Raw genomic sequence first — 24,993 nt, forward strand, 5'->3', positions numbered from 1 at the left:
ATTTCTCCTTTTACTTTGATATTTTGAGTGTGTACACTCGTTTTCAACGGTCGGCCGAGTGGCCGCCCCAGCCCCCATCGACCTTGTGTCATTGCCAGGAGAAATAACGTGCAAGGCAAACCGCGAATCGCAGTTGTCGGCGCCGGACTCGGAGGGACGGCCGCGGCCGCCCTGCTGCAGCGAGCCGGCTTTCAAGTCAGGCTGTATGAACAGGCACCGGGGTTCTCGCGCCTGGGCGCGGGCATCCATGTGGGGCCCAACGTGATGAAGATCATGCGGCGCATCGGCATCGAAGACGCGCTTAACGACATGGGCTGCCACCCCGACTACTGGTACAGCCGCGACGGCCTGACCGGCGAGGTGATCGCGCAGATCCCGCTGGGCGACTACGCGGAGCGCCACTACGGCGCGAGCTACCTGACCGTGCACCGCGGCGACTTCCACAAGCTGCTGACCGACGCCGTGGCGCCCGACACGCTGTTCTTCAACAAGAAGCTGGAAAGCGTCACCGACCAGGGCGACGTGGTGCAGCTGCGCTTCACCGACGGCACGGTCGATGAGGCCGATATCGTGATCGGCGCGGACGGCGTCAACTCGCGCATCCGCGAGACGCTGCTGGGCGCCGAGCCGCCCAAGTACACCGGCTACGTGGCGCACCGCGCGGTGTTCCCGATCTCGCGCGTCAAGGGCTTCACGCATGAGCGCTGCACCAAGTGGTGGACCGACGACCGCCACATGATGGTCTACTTCGATACCAGCAAGCTCGACGAGATCTACTACGTCACCGGCGTGCCCGAGCCCGAGTGGGACATGAGCAAGAGCTGGGTGCCGAGCAGCATCGAGGAAATGCGCGCCGCGTTCGATGGCTGGCATGAGGGCGTGCAGTCGCTGATCGAAGGAACCGTCGAAGTGACCAAGTGGCCGCTGCTGGAGCGCGACCCGCTGCCGTTGTGGAGCCGGGGCCGCCTGGTGCTGCTCGGCGACGCCTGCCACCCGATGAAGCCGCACATGGCACAAGGCGCAGCGATGGCGATCGAGGATGCCGCGATGCTCACGCGCTGCTTCACCGAGACTGGCGTGGACGACTTCGCCTCGGCATTCGCGCTGTATGAAGCGAACCGCAACGAGCGCGCGAGCAAGGTCCAGCTGGTCTCGCACAACAACACCTGGCTGCGCAGCAACGAGAACCCCGACTGGTGTTTCGGCTACGATGTCTTCAACGTGCCGCTGGTGTCGGCCGGGACCGGGACGCTGTCCGCCGCGGCCTGACGCCTGACCAACCCTGCCCGCCGCAGCCCCTCATCGAAGGGGCGCGGCGCAGCGATGCGTGATGTTCAAACCGCCCCCAGCCCCCGATGAACACGCCCCGCCCCCTGACATTGCAAGTTAACCACGCCGAGCACACGCTGAGCGTGGCCCCTGACACGCCGCTGCTCTACATCCTGCGCAACGACCTGTGCTGCAACGGGCCCAAGTATGGCTGCGGCCTGGGGCAATGCGGCGCCTGCACGGTGTTGGTGGACGGATTGCCCGCACGTTCTTGCGTGCTGCCCGTCAGGGCCGCGGTGGGCCACGCGGTGACCACACTTGAGGGCCTCGGCACGGCTGAGCATCCCGACCCCGTGCAGCAGGCCGTTATCGACGAACAGGCCGCGCAGTGCGGCTACTGCCTGAACGGCATGATCATGACCGCCAAGGCACTGCTCGCGCAGAATCCCGATCCCGACGAAGCGCAGATCCGCGAGGCGCTGCGCTTCAACCTGTGCCGCTGCGGCACCCACGTGGAAATCGTGCGCGCGGTGCAACGTGCCGCGGTGCTGCAACGACAGGCGGCCGAGGGGGCGGCATCGTGAACGAAGGACTCGTCCCACAGGCCACCCCTGCGACCGCGGTCGCGGGCAGCATGCCGCCGCCCGCCGCCGACTGCCTGGTTGCCCGGGTGCTGACACCGCCTGGCCTGCGCTGGATCGACGGCAAGGCGCTGGCGGCACGCCTGCTGGGCGCGGAGCGCGAGGCAGCGCTGGCGCTGCCGGGCGTGCGCGCGGTCGTCATCCGGAACAACTTTGCCGGCGTGGCGGCGGCTTCCGGCGCACAGGCCGCCAACGCAACCCATGCGCTGCAGGCACGATGGTCCGCCCCGCCCCGCGCGGACGACGCGCCGGTAGCACGCCACGCGCTGGCCCGGCGCGGCAACGCCGATGAGGTGCTGGCCAGCGCCGATGCGCGCCACACGCAGCACTACCAGTGGCCGCTGGCCGGCACCCGCGGCGAGGCGTATTGCACGGCCGTCGCCGACTGGCGCGACGGCAAGCTGACCGTGTGGCTGCCAAGCACGCGCCCTGGCGCGCTGCGCGCCGAGCTTGCCGCGCTGCTGGGCATCGCGGCGCAACAGGTGGTGCTGGCCTGCTGGCAGTCGTCCGACGACCGCGCGGACCCCGCGCTGCTCGCGCCGCACGCCGCCGCCGACGCGGCGCTGCTGGCCCACGCCACCGGACTGCCCGTGATGCGTCGGCTGTGTGCTGCCGACGTAGGCCTTGCCGATGCCGCGCTCGATGTGCGCGTCGACACCGCGCTGGCCGGCACTGCCGTCGAAGCCTACGCCGCAACCCTGGCGGGCACCGCGGCCCCGGCCGTGCCGCTGGCGCTGTGGCTGACGCATACGGCATCGCCCGTGGCGGACGGCATCGATGCCGGCCACGCAGGCGACACCGCCATGCCGCCCTATCGCATTCCGCATGTCGACCTGGTTGCGACAGGCAACGCCGCCGCGTTCGATGCGGCGCCACTGGCGACCGCCCGGGCACAGGTGTTCGCGCGGGAATCCCATCTCGATGAGCTTGCCGCCGCCTCCGGCACCGACCCGGTCGCGCTGCGGCTGGCGCATCTCGACGATGCGCGCGGCACGGCACTGGTACGGCAAGTGGCCGAGCGCGCCGGCTGGACGCCGGCCGCGCCCCGCGCCAACACAGCGGCCGGCAACGTGCAGCGCGGCCGCGGCTTTGCCTATGCCCATACCGTCGACCACGACGCCGGCCAGAGCTGGTCGGCATGGGTGGCCGAGGTCGAGGTCGACGGCACCACCGGCGAGCTGGCGGTCACGCGCGTGACGGTGGGGCATGACAGTGAATCGCTGCCACGCGCGCAAGTCGCGCCGTCCGCGCGCTCGCTCGAGCAGGCCGTGGCCGATGCTGCCCTGCAGCTGACGTCGGCCACGCCCGCCTTCGACACCTGGCCGACCGAGGCGCCACCTGCCAGCCAGACGCTGCCAGCCGTGCCGGGCAGCACCCTGCCGGAAGTCCGCCTGGCCGGCACGCTCGCCACGCATGACGCGCTGGCCGCCAGCCCGACCGACACCATGCCCGCCGCCGCGGCCGTGGCCAATGCCATCTACGATGCCACCGGCGTGCGCCTGCGCACGCCGCCCTTCAGCGCCGATCGCATCCGCCTGGCGCTGGCCGAGGCCAGGCCCGGCAACCAGCGCAGCAAGCGCGGCTGGATCGCCGCTGCCGCCGCTGCCGCCGCAGCCGCGGCGGGCGTGTGCGCCACGCTGCTGCCTTGGCGCGCGCCGATCGCACCGGTGGCGCCGCCCGAGGCCGGCTTCTATTCCGCCGCCACGCTCGAACGCGGCCGGCTGGTGGCCGCCGCGGGAGACTGTGCGGTATGCCATACCGCGCCGGGCGGCGTGAAGAACGCCGGCGGCCTGCCGCTGGAGACGCCCTTCGGCACGGTCTACAGCACCAATATCACCCCGGATGCGCAGACCGGCATCGGCAACTGGTCCTTCGCCGCGTTCGAGCGCGCCATGCGCGAGGGCATCCGCCGCGACGGGCGGCGCTTGTACCCCGCGTTCCCGTACACCGCATTCGCGAAGATCAGCGACGGCGACATGCAGGCGCTATATGGGTACCTGATGTCGGCAGAGCCGGTGAAATCCGAAGTCCCGCAGACGCAGCTCGCGTTCCCCTTCAACATGCGCCCGCTGCTGGCGGGCTGGAACCTGCTGTTCCATCGCAACGAACGCTTCACGCCGGACCCGTCGCGCTCCGCGCAATGGAATCGCGGCGCGTATCTGGCCGAAGGGCTGGGCCACTGCAGCGCCTGCCATTCGCCGCGCAATGCGCTCGGTGCCGAGCAAGGCGGCCGCCAGTACCTGACCGGCGGCAGCGCCGAAGGCTGGGAAGCGCCGCCACTGAGCGCGCTGTCGCATGCACCGCTGCCCTGGACCGAGGCGGCACTGTTCACCTACCTGCGCGGCGGCTACGCGCCGCACCATGGCGCCGCGGCGGGGCCGATGGCACCGGTGGTCGAAGAGCTGGCGCAACTGCCTGAAGCCGACGTGCGCGCGATCGCGCACTACGTGGCCTCGTTCGGCACGCCCCCGCCCGCACCGACCGTACTCGCCGCACAGGCAGCACAGATCGAGCAACGCAGCGCGCAGGCCGCGCGCACCCTGGGCGGCCCCGCCGAACGCCTGTACCAGAGCGCATGCGCGGTCTGCCACCAGTCGGACCAGGGCATCGCCCAGTTCGGCGTCAAGCCTTCGCTCGCGCTCAATACGAACCTGCACAGCAAGCTGCCTGACAACGTGATCCAGGTGCTGCTGCAAGGCATGCCGGCACCGCCTAACAGCGAACTGGGTGCAATGCCGGCCTATGCCGACACGCTCGACGACCAGCAGATCGCGCAGCTGGCGCAGTACCTGCGCGCGCGCTTTGCGCCCGACAAACCCGCATGGCAGGACCTGGAGAACACCGTCGCGCGCCTGCGCGCGACGCCTGCCCACCAGGACTAACGCAGACCTCGCGGGGCCGGCTCGCCGCGCCTTCCGCATCCACACTGACCGCATCTACGCCGTGCCTGGCAAGGCGCTTCGCCACCGGGCAGGGAGACGTGCATTCCCGCGCCGGCGCCATGCGCGCCACGCGCGGGAAAACCCCGAGGAGGGAAAACGCAATTCGGCCTTGCCCGCCAGTTTCATGTAGCTTACGCTGAACGCTCATGTAGTGCGCACTACATGAGAGCCGCATGGCTCGCAGCGGTGCCTCCCCGCACAAGGACGGCGCGCCGCAAGCGGCAGACGAGACAACAAAACTAAAAGATTGGCCCTTTACATCACCGGAAGCGCTGGCCCGGGGCTTGCATAGCCCCCCGCAGCGCCAACCGGGAGGCCGGGCCTGGACCAACCAAGGGTAGACAACAAGGAGTGACTATGTCGTATCAGAACCAAGCAGGTGTTGCGAGCGTGCTACCGGGTTAGTTCTAGCCTCGCCAAGTTGGAGTAGTCATCACGTTTCGTTGCAACTCGGTGCCGTTGCATCACGCAGTAGTTGCGTACCGTAGTCTGGCCCCGCTTCGATAAACGTGTGCTTCCGAGTTCAAGAACCAGCCTATAAAGACAGGTAGACAAAATGTCGTCATCCATTTCATCCATGACAACAACGGCAATCCCAGAAGCAACGCTAGGCTCGGCCCCACAGCCAAGCGCGAGGGGAGCGTCGTCTCAAACCATCACGATCGAGCAAGGCATCCGCGCGGCCGGAGTCGGCCGGTTCCAGTATCGGCTCTTTGTCATCTTCGGCCTGGTCTGGCTCGCTGACGCGATGCAGGTTCTGTCGATCGGATTCACCGCGCCGTCGATCGCAGCGACATTTGGCATTCCCGTACCGACGGCCTTGCAGACCGGCACGATGTTCTTTGTCGGCATGCTGATCGGCGCTTTCGCGTTCGGCCGGCTGGCGGACAGGATCGGCCGCCGGCCAGTGCTGATGATGGCGGTGGTCATCGACGCCATCTGTGGGGTCGCTTCCGCTTTCGCACCCGACTTCCAGTGGCTGCTGTTGCTGCGCTTCCTGACCGGCATCGGCGTGGGCGGCACGCTGCCCGTCGACTACACCATGATGGCCGAGTTTCTCCCCTCCGACCGGCGCGGCCGCTGGCTGGTCCTGCTGGAGTCATTCTGGGCCGTCGGCACGATCCTGCTCGCCATTCTTGCGCTGATCGCCGTTTCGCGAGGCGATGATGCCTGGCGGCTGATCTTCCTCGTCACTGGCATCCCCGCCCTGGTCGGCGTGGTCTTCCGGTTCTTTGTTCCCGAGTCTCCGCTCTATCTGAATAAATCCGGACGCTCGGCCGAGGCACGCGCGGTGCTGCAGCGTGTCGCCACCGCCAATCGCGTGTCCGTGGAAATTGGCAACCTGGAGCCGCAGCCGATGGAGCGCAAGTCGGTCTTTGCGCTGTTCGCGCCCGGATGCCGGCGCCGCACCATCTGCCTGCTTGCCGCCTGGGCGCTGATCTCGATCGCCTACTACGGCGTCTTCGTTTATCTGCCGGTGAAGCTGGCGGGCCAGGGCTTTGGTTTCATGCGTGGCCAGGTCTTCCTGATCGTGCTCGCGCTGGTGCAGCTTCCCGGGTTCGCGCTGGCCGCGCACGGCGTCGAGCGCTGGGGCCGCAAGCCGACGCTGATCGGCTTCCTGCTGCTTAGCGCGGCAGGTTGCATGCTCTATAGCCTGGGCCAGTCCACTGCGCTTGTCGTCGGCTCGACCCTGCTGATGAGCTTCGCGCTGCTCGGCACCTGGGGCGCTCTCTACGCCTTCACGCCCGAGGTGTATCCGACGGACCTGAGGGCCAGCGGGATGGGCACTGCGGGTGCGATGGCACGCTTTGGTGGCCTCTTCGCGCCGTCCATCATTGCACCGATCATGGCCAGCCAGTTCACCCTTGCCCTTGCGCTGCTTTCGTCATTTCTTGCCGTGGCGGCGATCGCCATTTACATGGTGGATATCGAGTCGAAGAACCGCGCGCTTGACTAGCGCAAGGCACCGCCGGCCGCTCCCAGCGGTTCAGGGAGCCCGCCGGCGGCGCTGGCGTGGGCGGGTTTCGAAAGCGAAGCCACGGGCAGGGCGGCCCGCTTCCATTACAATCCGGCTGCAACGGCGCGGCGCCCTGGTCCACCCGATCTCGCCGCCCGCTTCACCTGCTTGTCCCTATCCCGCCGAGCCCACGCCGCAGCCATGAAACAAGATCCGCGCTTTCCCAACCTGTTCATCCTCGACCACCCGCTGATCCAGCACAAGCTTTCGCACATGCGCGACAAGGAAACGTCGACGCGCACCTTCCGCGAGCTGCTGCGCGAGATCACGCTGCTGATGGGCTATGAGATCACCCGCAATCTGCCGCTGACCACGCGCCGCATCGAAACGCCGCTGGTGGAGCTGGACGCGCCGGTGATCGCCGGCAAGAAGCTGACCATCGTCCCGGTGCTGCGCGCGGGCGTGGGCATGAGCGACGGCCTGGTCGAACTGATCCCGTCGGCGCGCATCGGCCATATCGGCGTGTACCGCGACGAGCAGCATCGTCCGGTGGAGTACCTGGTGCGCCTGCCCGACGTGGAAGACCGCAGCTTCATCCTGTGCGACCCGATGGTCGCCACGGGCTATTCGGCCGCGCATGCCGTGGATGTGCTCAAGCGGCGCGGCGTGAAGGACGAGGCCATCACCTTCGTTGCGCTGGTCGCGGCACCCGAGGGCGTGGAGGTGTTCCAGAAGGCGCATCCGAACGTGCAACTGTTCGTGGCCTCGCTCGACAGCCACCTCGACGACCATGCCTACATCGTGCCGGGCCTGGGCGATGCGGGCGACCGCCTGTTCGGCACCAAGAACTGAGTTGCGAGGCGGCAGCGGGCTGACGTGGGCTTGACCGGCCTCAATAGCCTGGGCCGCAAGGCTCCCTACACTGGCGAGATGCGCTGGCGGCACATTGCCCGCCCGCGTTGTCAAACGCCTCGCCAAACCACAGGGAGCCAACCATGGAAGCCATCAAGATCCTCTTCAGTACCAGCACCGGCCTGATGAGCCTGGGCGTGATCGTCTTCATCATCGGCATGGGGTGGTTCTTTGCGCGGATGTTCGCGCGCAAGATGCGCGAGGATGCGGCAGCGGCCAAGGCGCAGCAGGCGGCGCAAGCGGCGCAACGCCGCTGACCAGTCCAGGGCGGCCCCGGTGCTGCCCGTTCCTTCCTGTTTTTTTTACTTCTTCTTGCCGAGCAGGCTGCCCAGCACGCCACGGATCAGTTCGCGTCCGACCTGCGAGCCCACCGTGCGTGCGGCCGACTTGGCCATCGATTCCAGGATCGAATCGCCGCGGCCGGTCTTGCCGGTGCCCTTGGTCAGCGAGCCGAAGATCTCGCCGGCCGTGAGCCAGCCGCTGTCCTGCTCGCCCGCCGGCTGCCCCGCCGGCGCGCCGCCAGCGCCCTTGCCGTTGCCATTGCCGACCGTCGCCACGCTGCCGCGCAGCTTTTCATAGGCGGATTCGCGGTCCACGGTCTTCTCGTAGGTGCCCGCCACCAGCGAACTGGCGATCAGCTGCTTGCGCTCTTCCTCCGTCGCCGGGCCGATGCGGCTGCCCGGTGCCAGCACCCAGGCGCGCTCGGTCACGCAGGGCGTGCCCTTGGCGTCCAGGAGCGACACCAGCGCCTCGCCCACGCCCAGTTCACTGATCGCGGTTTCCAGGTCCAGCTTGGGGTTGGCGCGCATGGTGGTGGCCGCCACCTTGACCGCCTTCTGGTCGCGCGGGGTAAAGGCGCGCAGCGCATGCTGCACGCGGTTGCCCAGCTGGCCCAGCACGGTGTCGGGGATGTCGATCGGGTTCTGCGTGACGAAGTACACGCCCACGCCCTTGGAGCGCACCAGCCGCACCACCTGCTCGATCTTGTCGAGCAGCGCCTTGGGCGCATCGTTGAACAGCAGGTGGGCCTCGTCGAAGAAGAACACCAGCTTGGGCTTGTCCAGGTCGCCGGCCTCCGGCAGCTTCTCGAACAGTTCGGACAGCATCCACAGCAGGAAGGTGGCGTACAGCCGCGGCGCGTTCATCAGCTTGTCGGCGGACAGGATATTGACCACGCCCTGGCCCTTCTCGGTCTGGATGAAGTCTTCCAGGTTCAGCATCGGCTCGCCGAAGAAGACATCCCCGCCCTGCGATTCCAGCGCGATCAGCCCGCGCTGGATGGCGCCGATCGAGGCAGCCGAGATATTGCCGTACTCGGTGGTGAACTGGCCGGCGTTGTCGCCGACGTACTGCAGCATGGCGCGCAGGTCCTTGGCGTCGAGCAGCAACAGGCCGTTGGCGTCGGCAATGCGGAACACCAGGTTCAGCACGCCCTGCTGGGTGTCGTTCAGCTCCAGCATGCGCGACAGCAGCAGCGGGCCCATGTGCGAGACCGTGGCGCGCACCGGATGGCCCTTCTCGCCAAACACGTCCCACAGCGTGGTCGGGCACGCGCCCCATACCGGCTCCGGCAGGTTCAGGTCGGCCAGGCGCTGCTTGAGCTTGTCGGACGGCTGGCCGGCCTGCGAAATGCCGGTCAAGTCACCTTTGACGTCCGCCATGAAGACCGGCACGCCCAGGCGCGAGAAGCCCTGCGCCAGCGTCTGCAGCGTGACGGTCTTGCCGGTGCCGGTGGCGCCGGTGATCAGCCCGTGCCGGTTGCCCATCTGCGGCAACAGCACCAGTTCATGTTCGGCGTTCTTGGCGATGAGGATGGGGTCGGCCATGATGTTCCTGGGGTTTTGAGGTCTGGCACCGCGGGACTCGCCACGGCAGCGGCGCGGGCAGGCCCGCGTGATAAAATCCTGGGCTGATTATAGCCAGCCGCCAGGCATATCCGTCACCTGGCGCGCGCTGCCCCACGGCCTTGCGGCCCCGGCGCCGGCGCGCATGGCGACCCCGCACAACATCACCGCAGATCACCGCATTCCGCTTCGGAGAGAAACATGGCCGGTCACTCGAAATGGGCCAATATCAAACACAAGAAGGCCGCCGCTGACGCCAAGCGCGGCAAGATCTGGACCCGCCTGATCAAGGAAATCACCGTGGCCGCCAAGCTCGGCGGCGGCGATGTCGACTCCAACCCGCGCCTGCGCCTGTCGATCGACAAGGCCATGGATGCGAACATGCCCAAGGACAACATCCAGCGCGCCATCCAGCGCGGCGTGGGCGGCATGGAAGGCGCCAACTACGAAGAAATCCGCTACGAGGGCTACGGCCTGGCCGGCGCGGCCATCATCGTCGACTGCCTGACCGACAACCGCACCCGCACCGTGGCCGAAGTGCGCCATGCGTTCTCCAAGCACGGCGGCAACATGGGCAACGAGGGTTCGGTGGCGTTCATGTTCACCCACTGCGGCCAGTTCCTGTATGCGCCCGGCACGCCGGAAGACAAGCTGATGGAAGCCGCGCTGGAAGCCGGCGCCGACGATGTCGTCACCAACGACGACGGCTCGATCGAAGTCACCTGCCCGCCCAACGATTTTTCGGCGGTCAAGGCCGCGCTGGAAGCCGCCGGCTTCAAGGCGGAAGTGGCCGACGTGCTGATGAAGCCGCAGAACGAAGTCAGCTTCAGCGGCGACGACGCGGTCAAGATGCAGAAACTGCTCGACGCCCTGGAAAACCTGGACGACGTGCAGGAAGTCTTCACCAACGCGGTGATCGAAGACTAAAACAGAGTAACAAGCCCCCAACGGCGGCAGCCCGGCTCCAAAGACCCAAGCTGCCGCCTTTTTGCATGCGTTTCTTTTCTGGCAGTGGATCATGAAAGTATTGGTTGTCGGCTCGGGTGGACGTGAACACGCGCTGGCCTGGAAAATGGCCCAGTCCCCCAGGGTGCAGGTGGTGTACGTCTCGCCGGGCAACGGCGGGACCGCGCTCGACAAGCGCCTGCAGAATGTTCCGCTGACCGACCCCGAGGTCATCGCCGCCTTTGCCGAGCGCGAGGGCGTGGCCTTCACCGTGGTCGGCCCCGAGGCCCCGCTGGCCGCCGGCATCGTCGATATCTTCCGCGCCAAGGGCCTGCGCATCTTCGGACCCACCCAGGCTGCCGCGCAGCTGGAATCGTCCAAGGACTTCGCCAAGGCGTTCATGGAGCGCCACGGCATCCCGACCGCCGCTTACCAGACCTTCTCCGACGCCACCCAGGCGCACGCCTACATCGACGCCCAGGGCGCTCCGATCGTGATCAAGGCCGACGGCCTGGCCGCGGGCAAGGGCGTGGTGGTGGCGATGTCGCTGGAAGAAGCGCACACCGCGGTCGACATGATGCTGGCCGACAACAAGCTCGGCGACGCCGGCGCGCGCGTGGTGATCGAAGAGTTCCTGGACGGCGAGGAAGCCAGCTTTATCGTGCTGGTCGACGGCAAGAACGTGCTGGCGCTGGCCACCAGCCAGGACCACAAGCGCCTGCTGGACGCCGACGCCGGCCCCAACACCGGCGGCATGGGCGCGTATTCCCCCGCGCCGGTGGTCACGCCCGCGCTGCATGCGCGCGCGCTGCGCGAGATCATCCTGCCGACCGTGCGCGGCATGGAAAAGGACGGCATCCCGTACACGGGCTTCCTGTATGCCGGCCTGATGATCGACAAGGACGGCAACCTGAAGACGCTGGAATTCAACTGCCGCATGGGCGACCCTGAAACCCAGCCGATCCTGGCGCGCCTGAAGACCGACCTGATCGATGTGATGGAGCACGCCGTCAACGGCAAGCTCGACAGCATCGAACTGGACTGGGACCGCCGCACCGCGCTGGGCGTAGTGATGGCCGCCTACGGCTATCCCGACAGCCCGCGCAAGGGCGATGCCATCACCGGCATCCCGGCCGAGACCGACGACAGCGTGACCTTCCACGCCGGCACCACCCTCAAGGACGGCACCCTGCTGACCTCGGGCGGGCGCGTGCTGTGCGTGGTGGGCCTGGCCGACACCGTCAAGGCCGCGCAGCGCGCCGCCTATGCAGCGGTCGAGCAGATCCGCTTCGACGGCATGCAGTACCGGACCGACATCGGCTACCGCGCCATCAAGCGCTGATCCTTCCCGGCAAACGCCCTTCCGGCCGGCATGGCTGATCCGCCTTGCCGGCCAGCTTTGGACCTACGCGCCCGGCCGGCGGCCTCAGCCGGTACAATCGTGACAACGTTGTGACGCACCCGGCGTCCGGCAACGCTGCCGGACGCCCAGCCCGGTCCATCCGCTTTCCGCCAATCATGATCGATTCCCAGGCAGTCCGTGCCTATCTGCTCGGTCTGCAAGACCGCATCACCGATGCCATCGGTGCCATCGACGGCCAGCCGTTCCTGACCGACGCCTGGGAGAAACCGCCCACCGAACGCCTGCGCGGCAGCGGCCGCACCCGCATCCTGGAAGGCGGCGCGGTGATGGAGCGCGCCGGCGTGGGCTTCTCGCATGTCAGCGGCGACACCCTGCCGCCGTCGGCCACCGCCAACCGGCCGGAGCTGGCCGGGCGCAGCTTCGAGGCCATGGGCGTGTCGCTGGTGTTCCACCCGCGCAATCCCTATGTGCCCACGGTCCATATGAACGTGCGCTGCTTCCTGGCGGTCAAGCCCGGGGCCGAGCCGGTATGGTGGTTCGGCGGCGGCATGGACCTGACGCCCTACTACGGCGACGCCGGCGACTGCACGCACTTCCACCGCACCTGCCAGCAGGCGCTGTCGCCCTACGGCGACGACCTGTACCCGCGCTTCAAGCAGTGGTGCGACGAGTATTTCTTCCTGCGCCACCGCAACGAGGCGCGCGGCGTGGGCGGGATCTTCTTCGACGACTTCTCCGCACTGGGCTTCGAGCGCAGCTTTGCCATGATGCAGGCGGTCGGCGACGCCTTCCTGGACGCCTACCTGCCGATCCTGCAGGCACGCAAGGACACCCCCTACGGCGAGCGCGAGCGCGGCTTCCAGGCCTACCGGCGCGGGCGCTACGTCGAATTCAACCTCGTGTTCGACCGCGGCACGCTGTTCGGCCTGCAATCGGGCGGACGCGCCGAATCCATCCTGATGTCGATGCCGCCGCTGGTGACCTGGCGCTATGACTGGCAACCGGAACCGGACAGCCCCGAAGCGGCGCTGTACACCGATTTCCTGCCGGCGCGCGACTGGACCTGACGCCTGACCTATGGCCAATCCAGCGCAACACCGCAAGCCCGCCGCCGACGCGGGAGAACCGCCGCAACCGTCCGCCCGCCCCTATCGTCTGGGTATCCTTGGCGGCACTTTTGATCCTCCCCATGTCGGCCACCTGGCACTGGCGCGGCTGTGTATCGAACACCTTGGGCTGGATGAGCTGGTGTGGATTCCCACCGGCCAGTCGTGGCAAAAAGGCGACGACGTGACCCCTGCCGCCGACCGCCTGGCCATGACCGGACTGGCCGCCGCGACGCTTGGCGACAGCGGCGCCAAAGTCCGCGTGAGCCGCATGGAAGTGGACCGCGCCGGCCCCAGCTACACCATCGACACCGTACGCCAGCTGCGCGCCGAATACGGCCCCGAAACCTCGCTGTGCTGGCTGATGGGCGCCGACCAGCTGCTGCGCCTGCACACCTGGCACGGCTGGCAGGAGCTGTTCGAACACGTGCACCTGTGCACCGCCACGCGGCCGCGCTTTGAGCTGGCGGCACTGGAGGGTCCGGTGCTGGCGGCACTGGCCGAACGCCAGGCTGACACGCACCTGATACAATGCACGCCCTCCGGCCGGATGTGGATCGACCAGACGCTCGCCGTCGACCTGTCTTCCACCCACCTGCGCCAGCGGCTGGCAGCCGGCCAGCCGGCAGATGACCAACTGCCGCCCGGCGTGGCACACTACATTGCCAACCACGGGCTGTACCGCAACGCCCCGGCCAGGGCATGACCGGGGTTGCACCAATCCCGGCGCCCACCCCCAACCGATCTCAGCTGAACAAGAAGACACCATGGATATTCGTAAACTGCAACGCGCCATCGTCGACGGCCTCGAGGATGTCAAAGCGCAGGACATCAAGGTGTACGACACCAGCCACCTGACCGAACTGTTCGACCGGGTGGTGATTGCCAGCGGGACATCCAACCGCCAGACCAAGGCGCTGGCAGCGTCGGTGCGGGATACGGTGAAGGAAGCCGGCGGCCATATCGTGGCGGTCGAGGGCCTGGAAACCGGCGAATGGGTGCTGGTCGACTGCGGCGACGCCGTGGTCCACATCCTGCAGCCGCAGTTGCGCCTGTACTACAACCTGGAAGAGATCTGGGGCGACAAGCCGGTGCGCATGAAGCTGGCCACCCGCGGCCGCGGCCTGGCCAAGGCCAGCGAGCCGATGGACGAGGACGAGGACGAAGCCCCGGTGCGCACCGTGCGCCGCGCCAGCAACCTGCGCCCCGCGCTGGCCCGCCTGCCCGAAGGCATGAAGGAGCCGTCGCCGCCGATGGGCCATGAGGACACCGACGCGGATGCCATCGCCACCATCCGCAAGCCGGCCCGCAAGACCGCCACCAAGACGGCAGCCACCAAGACCGCCGGCACCCGCGCCGCCGCGCCGCGCAAGACCGCTGCCGGCACCACCGCGCGCAAGACCGCGACCAAGACTGCAACCAAGACCGCGGTCAAGAAGGCCCCGAGCAAGACCGCCGCAGCCAAGCCGGCCGCGCGCAAGCGCACCACCCGCTCGGCCTGAGCCCCGGCGCGCGGCCGCCTGGCGGCCGCGCAGCATGACCCATCCTCTGCCCCATGCAACTGGTAATCGTGGCCGTCGGCCACAAGATGCCCGGCTGGATCGAAACCGGCTTCAGCGAGTACGCCAAGCGCATGCCGCCCGAGCTGCGCATCGAACTGCGCGAGGTCAAGCCCGAAGCCCGCTCGTCCAGCAACAACGCCGCCACCGTGATGCAGCGCGAAGCCGCGCGCATCGAGGCGGTGCTGGGCTCGCTGTCGAAGCAGTGCCGCATCGTCGCGCTGGATGAGCGCGGCCGCGACTTCACCACCGTGCAACTGGCCGCGCAGCTGACCGACTGGCAGCGCGAGGGCGGCGACGTGGCCTTCCTGATCGGCGGCGCCGACGGGCTCGACCCCGCCCTGAAAGCCCGCGCCAGCACCCTGATCCGGCTGTCCAGCCTGACCCTGCCCCACGGCATGGTGCGCGTGCTGCTGGCCGAGCAGCTGTACCGCGCCTGGTCCGTCACGCAGAACCACCCCTATCATCGGGCCTGATCCCGGCTGTCGCCGGAAGGCCCCCGCCGCCATGCCCGACAACCTGCACGATTACCTCTACCTCGCCTCGCAGAGCCCGCGCCGCCGCGAGCTGCTGACCCAGCTCGGCGTGCGCTACGAACTGCTGCTGGCCGATGACGACGAGGATGCCGAAGCGCTTGAGGCCGTCCAGCCCGGCGAAACCCCCGACGACTACGTCCAGCGCGTCTGCGCGCTGAAGGCCGAAGCCGCGCTGCGCCGCCGCGAACGCCGCGCGCTGCCCGATGCGCCGGTGCTGACCTCCGACACCACGGTCTGCCTGGGCGGCCGCATCCTGGGCAAACCCGCCGACGGCGCCGATGCCGCGGCCATGCTGGGCGCGCTCTCGGGCAGCACCCACCGCGTACTGACCGCCGTGACGATCGTGTCGACCACGGGCATGCGGCATGCGCTGTCGATCTCCGAAGTCACCTTCCGCGCCATGCAGCCCGCCGAGATCGAGCGCTACGTCGCCAGCGGCGAGCCGCTCGGCAAGGCCGGTGCCTACGGCATCCAGGGCCGCGCGGCGGAGTTCGTGGAGCGGATCGCGGGCAGCTATTCAGGTATCATGGGCTTGCCCTTGTTTGAGACGGCGGCGTTACTTCGCCAGGCCCATCTGCAGTTCTGAGCCGCGGCCTCCGTGCCCAGACAAGACCCGGCCCCCGCGCCGGGCCACCCTATACAGCCGGGCCACCGGCGACGCGTTTCACCCGCTATGACTGAAGACATCCTCGTCAACATCACGCCCCAAGAGACCCGCGTCGCCATCGTGCAGCAGGCCGCCGTGCAGGAACTGCATGTCGAACGCACGCTGACGCGCGGGCTGGTCGGCAATATCTACCTGGGCAAGGTGGTACGCGTGCTGCCCGGCATGCAATCGGCCTTTATCGACATCGGCCTGGAGCGCGCCGCCTTCCTGCACGTGGCCGACATCTGGCATCCGCGCGACGCCGACCGCAACAATTCCACCCCGCAGCTGGCCATCGAGAAGACCCTGTTCGAAGGCCAGGCGCTGATGGTGCAGGTGATCAAGGACCCGATCGGCACCAAGGGCGCGCGGCTGTCCACCCAGGTGAGCATCGCCGGGCGCACCCTGGTGTACCTGCCGCAGGACCCGCATATCGGCATCTCGCAGCGCATCGAGGGCGAAGTGGACCGCGAGGCGCTGCGCAGCCGCGTGCAGGGCCTGGTGCCTGACGACGAGCGCGGCGGCTTTATCGTGCGCACCATCGCCGAGGAAGCGACCGACGAGGAACTCGGCAACGATATCGCCTACCTGCGCAAGATCTGGGGCACGATCCGCCAGAACGCCACCACCCTGCCCGCGCCCAACCTGCTCTACCAGGACCTGAACCTGGCCCAGCGCGTACTGCGCGACTTCATCAACGACGCCACCGGCGTGATCCAGATCGATTCGCGCGAGAACTTCCAGATGCTGCTGGAGTTCGCCAAGGAATACACCCCGGCGGTGCTGTCGCGGCTGTCGCACTACACCGGCGAGCGCCCGATCTTCGACCTGTTCAATATCGACGCCGAGATCGAGAAGGCGCTGTCGCGCCGGGTCGACCTGAAGTCGGGCGGCTACCTGATGATCGACCAGACCGAGGCGATGACGACCATCGACGTCAACACCGGCGGCTACGTGGGCGCGCGCAACTTCGACGACACCATCTTCAAGACCAACCTGGAGGCGGCCCACACCATCGCGCGGCAACTGCGCCTGCGCAACCTCGGCGGCATCATCATCATTGACTTCATCGATATGGAGAACGCCGAGCACCGCGACGCGGTGCTGTCCGAGCTGAAGCGAGCGCTCGCACGCGACCGCACCCGCATCACGGTCAACACCTTCTCGCAACTGGGCCTGGTCGAGATGACGCGCAAGCGCACGCGCGAGTCGCTGGCGCACGTGCTGTGCGAACAATGCCCGGTCTGCCAGGGCAAGGGCCAGGTCAAGACGCCGCGCACGGCCTGCTACGACATCCTGCGCGAGATCATGCGCGAATCGCGCCAGTTCAACCCGCGCGAATTCCGCATCCTGGCCTCGCAGGAAGTGATCGACCTGTTCCTGGAAGAAGAAAGCCAGCATCTGGCGATGCTTGGCGACTTCATCGGCAAGCCGATTTCGCTGCAGGTGGAATCGACGTTCCACCAGGAGCAATACGACATCATCCTGATGTGAAGATGCCGGCGCAGGCATGGAAAAGCCCGCTTATTGGCGGGCTTTTCTGCATTCTGGCCGGACTAGGGCCGGATCACGACTTGCGGACTCACCACGAAGGCGGGTTCGGGCTGGTAATACACAGCCGGCGGCGGCTGGTACACGACCGGCCGGTCCTTGCACTTGCGCTCTTCCTTGTACTCGCCGTTGTCTTTCCACTTGCGCTTGATCTTGCAGTTGCCGACCCAGAACTCTTCCTTGTAGTCGCCGCCCTTGTACCGGCGCGCGTAGCGGTGATCGTCATCGTCGTCCCAGTCGTCGTCGGCATGGGCGGCGACGGAGATGGTGCCAAGGAGCACGGGCAATACAACGAGGGCAATAAAGGCGCGGGGCTTCATTCTGGGGGCGGCGAGCGATGGTTGAGGAAGGCTAGCACGCCGAATCCCGCATCTGTGTATCAAGCTGTTTACGAACGTAACCACGTTGCAGCGCCTGCGCCTGTCCGCTTGCGTCCGTCTCCTTGCGGACTCGGGGATGGTCCTACTCCAATTCCGTTTGCCATCCGCTATAACTAAGCCAATAGTCAGCGGCATCCGCACGGATGCCGCGCCCGGCTTGCCGCCCCGATGCGAGGCGCGGACCGGTCGGCAAGCAAGGAGTCCGGCATGAACGCCACGAACCATGGGGCCTGTCTGCTGGCCCTCCTGTTGTCGGTGGCGTGCGCGCCATTGCCATTGCCGATCGCCAAGCGCGCCCCCGTACCGCCACCCGAGGCGAAGGGCGAAGCGCCCGCCGCGCCCAAGGAGCGTGCCACCCCGATCGCGAACAAGACCATCAACATTGCCGCCGCCTGCAAGCGCACCGAGGAAGACGGCTTCCGCGAAGACGCGCTGATGGACGTCAAGGCCAACGAGGTGCGTGCGCTCAAGTGGAAGCTATGGGTATCGCGGCGCGGCAGTTGCGAATTCAACCTGGCCGAGTTCCGCCAGGTCCGCCAGACCCCGCACATCGAACTGCAGGCCATTGACGGCAGCCAGTGCAAGCTGCTGGTGTGGCAGGACCCGCGGCGCGTGACGCTGGCCCATAACCGCTGCGAGAAGCACTGCACGCCCGGCATCTACGAACAGGCGTGGCCGGTGCTGTTCGATCCCAAGAGCGGCGCCTGCGCCGAAGTGCGCTGACCCCGATCGCCGGCGTTACCTGGCCTTGGGCACCCGGCCCATCAGGTAGAACTCGTCGTTCGGGCGCATGCTGATCGTGTTCGCCATCCGGTTCGACAGGCCGAAGAACGCCGTGATGGCGGCAATATCCCAGGCATCCTCTTCGGAAAAACCGTGCTCGCGCAGCGCAGCAAAGTCGGCATCGCCCACTTGATGCGACGCCTCGCACACCTTCATCGCAAAGTCGAGCATCGCGCGCTGGCGCGGCGGAATATCCGCCTTCAGGTAGTTCACCGCCACCTGGTCCGCCACCAACGGCTTCTTCTCATAGATGCGCAGGATCGCGCCATGCGCCACCACGCAGTACAGGCACTGGTTGGCACCGGAAGTCGCCACCACGATCATCTCGCGCTCGCCCTTGGTCAGGCCGCCCTCCTTGAGCATCAGCGCGTCGTGGTAGGAGAAGAACGCGCGGAACTCGTCGGGACGGTGCGCCAGCGCCAGGAAGACGTTGGGGACGAAGCCGGCTTTTTCCTGGACTTCCAGGATGCGGGCGCGGATGTCGTCGGGGAGATCGGTCAGCGCAGGAATGGGGTAGCGGCTGATGGGGAATGCCGTGTCGGACATGGTGGTCTCCTGTTGGATATGCGTCATCGATCGTGAGCTTCTGGTGCAGATACTAACGGATCGGCATGGGCGTGGCGGGCGCCATGTCGCCCATGCATCGCACGGACACATGAGCGTTAGATAAGGCATACTACGCACCTTCCGAACCAGGCGGGCACACTGCCCGCCCTACTGTTCCTGATGAAACGTATTCTCATCGTCAAGCTGACCTCCCTCGGCGACATGGTGTTCACCCAGCCGCTGGTCGCAGACCTGCAGCGGGCCTTTCCCGGCGTCAAGATCGACTGGATCGCTGACTCATATTGCGCCGACGTGCCGCGCTGGAATCCGAATATCGAGCGTGTGATTTCCGCGCCGCTGCGTGGTTTCAAGAAGTCGCGCAATTGGGCTGGCTTGCGTGCGATCTTCAGTGCGCTGCGTGAGCTGCGCCGCGAGAAGTACGATGCGGTGCTGGACGTCCACGGCGTCTACAAGAGCGCCATCGTGACGTTCCTGGCACGCACGCGCAATCGCTATGGCTACCCCGTGGAAGAGTTGGGCGAGAGCGGCGCTCGCTTCGCCTACAACCATGTGTTCCAGCCATTTGTCGAAGAAGATTGCGCGCGGCAGCGGATGCGCCGCGCCGTCAGCCGCGCCTTGGGCTATGAGCTGACCAGGGAAATGGACTACGGCCTGGAGATGCCCGCAGACACGCCGGCGCCGGCCGCCAAGGGTCCGTACGCGATGCTGTTCCATGCCACCTCGAGCGAAGAAAAGAAGTGGCCGGTCGCCGACTGGATCAGCGTGGGCAGCGCGATCTCGGCGCGCGGGCTGCGCGTGCTGGTGCCCTGGGGCAACGACGCGGAGCGCAAGGAAGCCGAAACCATCGCCGCCAGCGTGCCCAACGCCGAAGTGATGCCGCGCCTGAGCATCACCGGCGTGGCGCAGGTGGTAGGCAAGGCATCGCTGGTGGTTGGCATGGACACCGGCTTCGTGCATATCGCCGATGCGCTGCGCCGCCCGACCGTGATCCTGTTCACGACCACGTCGCGCCACCTGTACGGCGTCGATGCCCCGGGCCGCGCGGTCTCGCTGGGCGGCGGCGGCGTGGTGCCGCAGCGGGATCAGGTGCTGGCTGCCATCGATGAAGTGCTGGGCGTGAAGCCGCCCGTCACCTCGCCAAGCTGAGCACGCAGGAAACGACAAAGGCCGGCGCAAGCGCCGGCCTTTGTCGTTGGTACGTCCGTTACCCTTGCTGCGTCGCGAACTGGATCCGGTGCAGCCCGGCGTACAGGCCGTTGGCCGCCAGCAGCTGCGCGTGCGTGCCCTGCTCCGCCACGCGGCCGTGGTCCAGCACGGCGATGCGGTCGGCGTTCTCGATGGTGGACAACCGGTGCGCAATCACCAGCGTGGTCCGGCCCCTCATCAGTTCCTCCAGCGCCGCCTGCACCTGGCGCTCCGACTCCGAATCCAGTGCCGAAGTGGCCTCGTCCAGGATCAGGATCGGTGCGTCCTTGTACAGCGCCCGGGCAATCGCCAGCCGCTGGCGCTGGCCACCGGACAGCTTCATGCCGTTGTCGCCGATATTGGTGTTCAGGCCCTCCGGCAGCCCCTTGACCGTTTCCGTGAGGTAGGCGGCCGCCAGCGCGCGCTCAACGCGGGCCATGTCGATCTCGCTGTCGGATTGCGCGCCATATGCCACATTGGCGGCGACGGTGTCGTTGAACAGCACCACGTCCTGGCTGACGAAGGCAATCTGGTTGCGCAGGTCCTTCAGCGACAACTCGGTCAGCGGCGTGCCGTCCAGCAGGATGCGCCCGGAAGTGGGGTCGAAAAAGCGCGGCACCAGGTTGACCAGCGTGGTCTTGCCGCTGCCCGACGGGCCCACCAGCGCCACCACCTCGCCCGGACTGACACGCAGGTCAATGCCCTCCAGCGCGGCGCGCGATGCTTCACCGTAGCGGAAGCCGACTTGCTCGAAGGCCAGCTCGCCACGGGCATGACCCAGCATCTTGCCACCGTCCTGCGGCTCGATCGGTTCATCGATCAGCCGGAAGATCATCTCGGCTGCGGTGAGGCCGCGCGTCAGCGGCTGGTTGATGTCGGTCAGGTGCTTGAGCGGCGAGATCAGCAGCAGCATCGCCATCACGAAGCCGGTAAAACCGCCCACCGTGGTCTGGTTGGCCTGCGCCTGCACCATCGCAATGGTGATGATCACCGACAGCGCCAGCGCGGCCAGGAAGGCCGTGACCGGCTGGTTCAGCCCGCCGGCAACCGCCATGCGCATCGAATAGTTCTTGAGCCGCTCGGCCACGGTGCGGAAGCGGCCCATCTCGTAGGCCTCGCCGCCGTGCAGCTTGACCACCTTGTAGCCGCCCACGGCCTCTTCCACGACATAGGCAGCGTTGTTGGTAAAGGCCTGGTGATCGCGGTTGAGCTTGCGCAGCCGGCGGTTGATCTTCGACATCAGGTAGCCGATCACCGGCAGGATCACCGCCACGATCAGCGTCAGGCGCCAGTTGGTATAGAACAGGTAGATCAGCAGCGCGACAACCGTCAGCGAGTCCCGCACCAGCGTGATAAAGACGCTGGTCAGGATCTGCAGCACCTGGTTGACCTCGAAGATCACGGCATTGATCAGCGAAGCCGCCGTGTTGCGGTGGAAGAACGACGCCGGCGCCTGCAGCAGGCGCTCGAACATCTGCAGGCGCATCTTCAGCAGCACGCGGTTCGAGATCAGGTTCAGCAGGTAGCCCGAGGCAAACTGCGCCACGCCGCGGATCAGGGCCACGCCGGTCAGGATGGCGGGGACATGCCACAGCGTGCCGGCGTAGTCGCCGCCGAAGCCTTTGTCGAGCAGGTCATTGACAACCTTGGGGATCACCCCTTCGCTGCCCGCGACCACGGCCATGGCGAGGATAGCGCCGATGAAGATGCGTAACTCGGGGCGCAGGTAAGACCAGAGCCGGCTGGCCATGCTGGACGGCACGGCGGCACCTGGCGAAATGGGCGGTTTGGATGTGGTCACTGATATTTCTTGTGTGTGGAGGCGGCGTGCCGGCCCGGCGCTAGCCCGGCCGCTTCTGCCGGGCTACCCGAAGGAAGGGCCTGACGATGAGCTGGAACAGGAAGCGCTGATAGACGTAGCGGCGCAGATAATAGCCGATGCTGCGGTGAGACTTGTCGGTGGCGTCCAGGTCGGCGCGATGCGTTTCGAGCGACGAGGTCTCGGCCAGCTCGGTCAGGCCGATGCAATATGGCACCACCGCACTGACCGACACCAGGCCCTGCTTTTCGAAGGCCGACCAGTAGTCGGCCGCGCACCACATCGGCTGCAAGCCCGCCAGCAGCCGCTGCGCTGCGGCGCGCGTCACCACGTAGCCGTGCGCGCGCCACCATTCGCCGTAGCGCCTGACCAGGCGTCGTTCGCCGCCGAGCCTGCGGGCACCCCAGCAGGTGTACTTGTCGACATGGGACAGCAGCACCACCTCGGCCCGGTCCGGATCCAGGCGCGACTCCAGGTCGGCCAGTGCGGTTGCCAGGTCGGGGCCAAGCGAAGCATCGTCCTCCAGCACCAGCGCAAAGGCGGCGCCGTCGTCCAGCATCTTGCGGTACACACCGAGGTGGCTCAACCCGCACCCGACCTCGCCCCGGCTCATGGGCCGGTAGCGCGCGGCGGCGGCGGCGGCATCGTACTTGCTGGCCACTTCCGCCTCCGCCAGCACGCGGCCATCCACGGCCCGGAACACCTGGAACGGGATGCCAAGGCTCGCCAGCTGGCCGGAAATGCGCTCCCGGCGTTCCCGCGCGGTGTCGAGATTGATGACGTAGGCGCCGATCATGCGGCCAGCGCCTGTGCGTCCAGTCTTGCCCGGATTGCAGCCGGGAAGAGAGAGGCCAATGCTGCACGCGCAGGCAGAAGGAAGACTTCTTCCATCCCGGCAGAACGGGACAATTGTGCTCGTATCATCAATTTGAGGTTCAGGAAACGGCCCGCTAGCCGACTCGATGGCATCAGGGTGCGCGAAGGGCGCCATGCGCCAGTGCGGTAGAATACGCGGTCTCGATCCAGCGCCTGGCGCCGTGGGCGACTCCGGCGGCCCGTCGGTCTTGTCCGACCTGCGTGCCTCCCCTATGTTCCATGAGAGTCTCGGCCGTCATCATTACCAGGAATGAAGCTCACAATATCGGGCCATGCCTCGAAAGCGTGTCCTGGTGCGAAGAGGCGATTATAGTGGATTGGGCCAGCACGGATGACACGGTGGCGATTGCGCGTGCCGCCGGCGCCACTGTCATCCAGACCGACGACTGGCCTGGGTTCGGCCCGCAGAAGAACCGCGCGGTTGACGCCGCCACGGGCGACTGGATCCTGAGTCTCGATGCCGATGAACGTGTCACGCCCGCCCTGCGCGACGAGATCCTGGGCCACCTTGAGCGGGCCGACGCCCACGCGCTTGCGCTGCCGCGCCTGTCAGCGTTCTGCGGCACCTTCGTGCGCCACGCAGGCTGGTATCCGGACTATGTGACCCGCGTCTTCCGCAAGGGCCGCGGCCGCTTCACGGATGACCTGGTCCACGAACACCTGAAGGTGGACGACCCGGTCACCCATCTGCGCGAGCCGCTGATCCATTACAGCTACCGCACACTGTCGGACGTGCTGCGCAAGATCGACAGCTACTCCAGCGCAGGCGCGCAGCAGGCCTACGCGCGGGGCAAGCGTAGTTCGGTGGCGTCCGCCGCGGGCCACGGCCTGTGGGCCTTCATCCGGACCTACCTGCTCAAGCGCGGCTTCCTGGACGGCAGCGCAGGCTTCGGCGTGGCGCTGATGAATGCGCAGGCAAGCTACTACAAGTACGCCAAGCTGGCGCAGTTGCACGCCGACGCCGATCTCAAGGCAGCCGCCCCTGAGGTCACCCGTTGAGGTCGGCCGGCCGCCCCTCCCCTTTATTCCATGCATCGATGAAAGTTGGCATCTCCTGCAATCGCTTCGGCGCTGGCGGCGGCCTGGAACGCTATGCGCTCGACATCAGCCGGGCAATGGCAGGCCGCGCCGGCACGGAGGTATCGGTCTACGCGCGCCGCTTCGACGCCGGCGTGGCAGAGTCGGCCGGCATTGCCCCGCACCGGATCGTGGTGTCGTGGCTGCCCGGCAAGCTGCGCGACCGCTACTTCTCGTGGCGGCTGCAAGCGCGCCGGCCTGCGGACGAAGTGCTGATCGGCTGCAACCGCGTGCGCGGCTCCGACATCGCCATCTGCGGCGGCACCCATCGCGGCTATCTCGCCGCGCGCGGCACGACAGCGCGCCGCTCGGACCACTGGCAGATCGAACTGGAGAGCGCCCAGTACGCCGGTGCGCACCGCGTGGTCGCGCACTCCGCCTTGATGCAGCGGGAGGTTGTTGAGCTGTACGGTATCCCCGAAGATCGCGTCGACCTGATCTACCCGCCGGTCGATACGCAGCGCTTCACCCCGGTCGATGCCGCCACCCGGGCGGCCTTGCGCCGCGAGTTCGGCTTCGGCGACGACGAGATCGTCTTCCTGTTCCCGTCGTCGGGCCATGCCCGCAAGGGCTTCGACCTGCTGGCCGATTACTTCTCGAAATCCAGCCTGCCGATCACACTGGCCGTGGCTGGGCGCCCGGTCGGGCGCACCATCCCGCGGGTCCGCGAACTGGGCTACAGCAGCAGGATCGACGCGCTCTACCGCGCCGCGGACTTCACCATCCTGGCATCAGGCTATGAGCCGTTCGGGCTGGTCGGCGTGGAATCGGTGCTGTGCGGCACGCCGCTGGTCTTTGCTGACAATATCGCCTGCCTGGAGGTGATCCGGCCGCAGGCCGTGCATGCGTTTTCACGCGAACGTGCCGAAACGCTGGACCATGCCATTCGCGCCGCGGTCGACTCGGCGCGCGCCGGCCAGGGCCGGCTGGCGAACCCGATTGCGATGCTGGACTACGATCCCGGCATCGACGCCCACGTCGATGCCCTGCTGACGCTGGCCGCCAGCGCGCGCGCCGCCCGGCAGGCGGCCTGAG

Annotated in this window: 23 protein-coding genes; 18 read left to right on the forward strand and 5 right to left on the reverse strand. The window is 67.3% G+C overall.

Annotation, left to right across the window (positions count from 1 at the left end; all coding sequences use genetic code 11):
* The first annotated feature begins 108 nt into the window (after window positions 1–108).
* From ACW4E8_RS26325 to ACW4E8_RS26350, 6 genes are all read left to right on the forward strand, one after another.
* Window positions 109–1,269: an FAD-dependent monooxygenase gene (locus ACW4E8_RS26325; RefSeq protein WP_456807203.1), complete on the forward strand. Its 1,161-nt coding sequence runs from the start codon at window positions 109–111 to the stop codon at window positions 1,267–1,269.
* 86 nt (window positions 1,270–1,355) lie between these two features.
* Window positions 1,356–1,853, forward strand: a complete 498-nt coding sequence (locus ACW4E8_RS26330; protein WP_456807204.1) for a (2Fe-2S)-binding protein — start codon at window positions 1,356–1,358, stop codon at window positions 1,851–1,853.
* Window positions 1,854–1,903: 50 nt separating this feature from the next.
* Window positions 1,904–4,792, forward strand: a complete 2,889-nt coding sequence (locus tag ACW4E8_RS26335; protein ID WP_456807291.1) for a c-type cytochrome — start codon at window positions 1,904–1,906, stop codon at window positions 4,790–4,792.
* A 616-nt stretch (window positions 4,793–5,408) separates the two neighbouring features.
* Window positions 5,409–6,809, forward strand: coding sequence for an MFS transporter (locus tag ACW4E8_RS26340; protein WP_456807205.1), 1,401 nt, complete (start codon window positions 5,409–5,411; stop codon window positions 6,807–6,809).
* A gap of 201 nt (window positions 6,810–7,010) precedes the next feature.
* Window positions 7,011–7,661, forward strand: a complete 651-nt coding sequence (gene upp, locus ACW4E8_RS26345; RefSeq protein WP_078195614.1) for a uracil phosphoribosyltransferase — start codon at window positions 7,011–7,013, stop codon at window positions 7,659–7,661.
* 143 nt (window positions 7,662–7,804) lie between these two features.
* Entirely contained in the window at window positions 7,805–7,978 is a 174-nt protein-coding gene (locus tag ACW4E8_RS26350; RefSeq protein WP_456807206.1) for a DUF3149 domain-containing protein, read from the forward strand.
* 45 nt (window positions 7,979–8,023) lie between these two features.
* On the opposite strand, the gene ACW4E8_RS26355 is transcribed toward ACW4E8_RS26350, so the two are convergent.
* Complete coding sequence (locus ACW4E8_RS26355) at window positions 8,024–9,547, reverse strand: helicase HerA-like C-terminal domain-containing protein (RefSeq protein ID WP_456807207.1); 1,524 nt, start codon at window positions 9,545–9,547, stop codon at window positions 8,024–8,026.
* Window positions 9,548–9,766: 219 nt separating this feature from the next.
* Between ACW4E8_RS26355 and ACW4E8_RS26360 the strand changes: the two genes are divergently transcribed.
* The 8 genes from ACW4E8_RS26360 to rng all read left to right on the forward strand — a co-directional run bounded on the left by ACW4E8_RS26360 (window position 9,767) and on the right by rng (window position 17,214).
* A complete protein-coding gene (locus ACW4E8_RS26360; protein WP_456807208.1) occupies window positions 9,767–10,492 on the forward strand; it encodes a YebC/PmpR family DNA-binding transcriptional regulator in 726 nt (241 codons plus the stop codon).
* A gap of 91 nt (window positions 10,493–10,583) precedes the next feature.
* On the forward strand, window positions 10,584–11,852 hold the full coding sequence (gene purD / locus ACW4E8_RS26365; RefSeq protein ID WP_456807209.1) for a phosphoribosylamine--glycine ligase: 1,269 nt from the start codon (window positions 10,584–10,586) through the stop codon (window positions 11,850–11,852).
* Window positions 11,853–12,028: 176 nt separating this feature from the next.
* Window positions 12,029–12,940 carry an oxygen-dependent coproporphyrinogen oxidase gene (gene hemF, locus ACW4E8_RS26370; RefSeq protein WP_456807210.1) on the forward strand — a complete coding sequence of 304 codons (912 nt, stop codon included), beginning with the start codon at window positions 12,029–12,031 and terminating at the stop codon, window positions 12,938–12,940.
* A gap of 10 nt (window positions 12,941–12,950) precedes the next feature.
* Complete coding sequence (locus ACW4E8_RS26375; protein ID WP_456807211.1) at window positions 12,951–13,685, forward strand: nicotinate-nucleotide adenylyltransferase; 735 nt, start codon at window positions 12,951–12,953, stop codon at window positions 13,683–13,685.
* A 61-nt stretch (window positions 13,686–13,746) separates the two neighbouring features.
* The gene (gene rsfS / locus ACW4E8_RS26380; protein ID WP_456807212.1) at window positions 13,747–14,481 is read left to right on the forward strand and encodes a ribosome silencing factor; all 735 of its coding nucleotides are present in this window, start codon (window positions 13,747–13,749) and stop codon (window positions 14,479–14,481) included.
* 53 nt (window positions 14,482–14,534) lie between these two features.
* A complete protein-coding gene (rlmH, locus tag ACW4E8_RS26385) occupies window positions 14,535–15,014 on the forward strand; it encodes a 23S rRNA (pseudouridine(1915)-N(3))-methyltransferase RlmH (RefSeq protein WP_035822259.1) in 480 nt (159 codons plus the stop codon).
* Window positions 15,015–15,045: 31 nt separating this feature from the next.
* A complete protein-coding gene (locus ACW4E8_RS26390) occupies window positions 15,046–15,660 on the forward strand; it encodes a Maf family protein (protein ID WP_456807213.1) in 615 nt (204 codons plus the stop codon).
* An 87-nt stretch (window positions 15,661–15,747) separates the two neighbouring features.
* Window positions 15,748–17,214, forward strand: a complete 1,467-nt coding sequence (gene rng, locus ACW4E8_RS26395) for a ribonuclease G (RefSeq protein ID WP_456807214.1) — start codon at window positions 15,748–15,750, stop codon at window positions 17,212–17,214.
* A gap of 62 nt (window positions 17,215–17,276) precedes the next feature.
* Here the strand turns inward: rng and ACW4E8_RS26400 are convergent, their stop codons facing one another.
* Complete coding sequence (locus ACW4E8_RS26400; RefSeq protein ID WP_456807215.1) at window positions 17,277–17,591, reverse strand: hypothetical protein; 315 nt, start codon at window positions 17,589–17,591, stop codon at window positions 17,277–17,279.
* 267 nt (window positions 17,592–17,858) lie between these two features.
* On the opposite strand from ACW4E8_RS26400, the gene ACW4E8_RS26405 reads away from it, so the two are divergent.
* Window positions 17,859–18,374, forward strand: a complete 516-nt coding sequence (locus tag ACW4E8_RS26405; RefSeq protein WP_456807216.1) for a hypothetical protein — start codon at window positions 17,859–17,861, stop codon at window positions 18,372–18,374.
* A 15-nt stretch (window positions 18,375–18,389) separates the two neighbouring features.
* Here ACW4E8_RS26405 and ACW4E8_RS26410 read toward each other — a convergent pair whose 3' ends face one another.
* The gene (locus ACW4E8_RS26410) at window positions 18,390–18,980 is read right to left on the reverse strand and encodes a peroxidase-related enzyme (protein ID WP_456807217.1); all 591 of its coding nucleotides are present in this window, start codon (window positions 18,978–18,980) and stop codon (window positions 18,390–18,392) included.
* Window positions 18,981–19,160: 180 nt separating this feature from the next.
* On the opposite strand from ACW4E8_RS26410, the gene waaC reads away from it, so the two are divergent.
* Complete coding sequence (gene waaC, locus ACW4E8_RS26415; RefSeq protein WP_456807218.1) at window positions 19,161–20,147, forward strand: lipopolysaccharide heptosyltransferase I; 987 nt, start codon at window positions 19,161–19,163, stop codon at window positions 20,145–20,147.
* Between the two features lie 58 nt (window positions 20,148–20,205).
* Here the strand turns inward: waaC and msbA are convergent, their stop codons facing one another.
* A complete protein-coding gene (gene msbA / locus ACW4E8_RS26420; protein ID WP_456807292.1) occupies window positions 20,206–21,936 on the reverse strand; it encodes a lipid A export permease/ATP-binding protein MsbA in 1,731 nt (576 codons plus the stop codon).
* 91 nt (window positions 21,937–22,027) lie between these two features.
* Window positions 22,028–22,801 (reverse strand): glycosyltransferase family 25 protein, encoded by a 774-nt coding sequence (locus ACW4E8_RS26425; protein WP_456807219.1) that lies wholly within the window; start codon window positions 22,799–22,801, stop codon window positions 22,028–22,030.
* 299 nt (window positions 22,802–23,100) lie between these two features.
* Between ACW4E8_RS26425 and ACW4E8_RS26430 the strand changes: the two genes are divergently transcribed.
* The gene (locus ACW4E8_RS26430; RefSeq protein WP_456807220.1) at window positions 23,101–23,880 is read left to right on the forward strand and encodes a glycosyltransferase family 2 protein; all 780 of its coding nucleotides are present in this window, start codon (window positions 23,101–23,103) and stop codon (window positions 23,878–23,880) included.
* Between the two features lie 38 nt (window positions 23,881–23,918).
* The gene (locus ACW4E8_RS26435; RefSeq protein ID WP_456807221.1) at window positions 23,919–24,992 is read left to right on the forward strand and encodes a glycosyltransferase family 4 protein; all 1,074 of its coding nucleotides are present in this window, start codon (window positions 23,919–23,921) and stop codon (window positions 24,990–24,992) included.
* The last annotated feature ends 1 nt before the right edge of the window (window position 24,993 follow it).

It is taken from the genome of Cupriavidus sp. CP313, from assembly GCF_054072015.1.

What these genes read in the sequence shown, in the direction of transcription:
- ACW4E8_RS26375 (WP_456807211.1), top strand. Translation starts at nt 12,951, where the DNA reads ATGGCCAATCCAGCGCAACACCGCAAGCCCGCCGCCGACGCGGGAGAA.
- ACW4E8_RS26350 (WP_456807206.1), top strand. Translation starts at nt 7,805, where the DNA reads ATGGAAGCCATCAAGATCCTCTTCAGTACCAGCACCGGCCTGATGAGC.
- waaC (WP_456807218.1), top strand. Translation starts at nt 19,161, where the DNA reads ATGAAACGTATTCTCATCGTCAAGCTGACCTCCCTCGGCGACATGGTG.
- msbA (WP_456807292.1), bottom strand. Translation starts at nt 21,936, where the DNA reads ATGGCCAGCCGGCTCTGGTCTTACCTGCGCCCCGAGTTACGCATCTTC.
- hemF (WP_456807210.1), top strand. Translation starts at nt 12,029, where the DNA reads ATGATCGATTCCCAGGCAGTCCGTGCCTATCTGCTCGGTCTGCAAGAC.
- ACW4E8_RS26355 (WP_456807207.1), bottom strand. Translation starts at nt 9,547, where the DNA reads ATGGCCGACCCCATCCTCATCGCCAAGAACGCCGAACATGAACTGGTG.
- ACW4E8_RS26330 (WP_456807204.1), top strand. Translation starts at nt 1,356, where the DNA reads ATGAACACGCCCCGCCCCCTGACATTGCAAGTTAACCACGCCGAGCAC.
- ACW4E8_RS26390 (WP_456807213.1), top strand. Translation starts at nt 15,046, where the DNA reads ATGCCCGACAACCTGCACGATTACCTCTACCTCGCCTCGCAGAGCCCG.
- ACW4E8_RS26340 (WP_456807205.1), top strand. Translation starts at nt 5,409, where the DNA reads ATGTCGTCATCCATTTCATCCATGACAACAACGGCAATCCCAGAAGCA.
- ACW4E8_RS26360 (WP_456807208.1), top strand. Translation starts at nt 9,767, where the DNA reads ATGGCCGGTCACTCGAAATGGGCCAATATCAAACACAAGAAGGCCGCC.
- rsfS (WP_456807212.1), top strand. Translation starts at nt 13,747, where the DNA reads ATGGATATTCGTAAACTGCAACGCGCCATCGTCGACGGCCTCGAGGAT.
- purD (WP_456807209.1), top strand. Translation starts at nt 10,584, where the DNA reads ATGAAAGTATTGGTTGTCGGCTCGGGTGGACGTGAACACGCGCTGGCC.
- ACW4E8_RS26405 (WP_456807216.1), top strand. Translation starts at nt 17,859, where the DNA reads ATGAACGCCACGAACCATGGGGCCTGTCTGCTGGCCCTCCTGTTGTCG.
- ACW4E8_RS26435 (WP_456807221.1), top strand. Translation starts at nt 23,919, where the DNA reads ATGAAAGTTGGCATCTCCTGCAATCGCTTCGGCGCTGGCGGCGGCCTG.
- ACW4E8_RS26410 (WP_456807217.1), bottom strand. Translation starts at nt 18,980, where the DNA reads ATGTCCGACACGGCATTCCCCATCAGCCGCTACCCCATTCCTGCGCTG.
- rlmH (WP_035822259.1), top strand. Translation starts at nt 14,535, where the DNA reads ATGCAACTGGTAATCGTGGCCGTCGGCCACAAGATGCCCGGCTGGATC.
- upp (WP_078195614.1), top strand. Translation starts at nt 7,011, where the DNA reads ATGAAACAAGATCCGCGCTTTCCCAACCTGTTCATCCTCGACCACCCG.
- rng (WP_456807214.1), top strand. Translation starts at nt 15,748, where the DNA reads ATGACTGAAGACATCCTCGTCAACATCACGCCCCAAGAGACCCGCGTC.
- ACW4E8_RS26400 (WP_456807215.1), bottom strand. Translation starts at nt 17,591, where the DNA reads ATGAAGCCCCGCGCCTTTATTGCCCTCGTTGTATTGCCCGTGCTCCTT.
- ACW4E8_RS26430 (WP_456807220.1), top strand. Translation starts at nt 23,101, where the DNA reads ATGAGAGTCTCGGCCGTCATCATTACCAGGAATGAAGCTCACAATATC.
- ACW4E8_RS26425 (WP_456807219.1), bottom strand. Translation starts at nt 22,801, where the DNA reads ATGATCGGCGCCTACGTCATCAATCTCGACACCGCGCGGGAACGCCGG.
- ACW4E8_RS26335 (WP_456807291.1), top strand. Translation starts at nt 1,904, where the DNA reads ATGCCGCCGCCCGCCGCCGACTGCCTGGTTGCCCGGGTGCTGACACCG.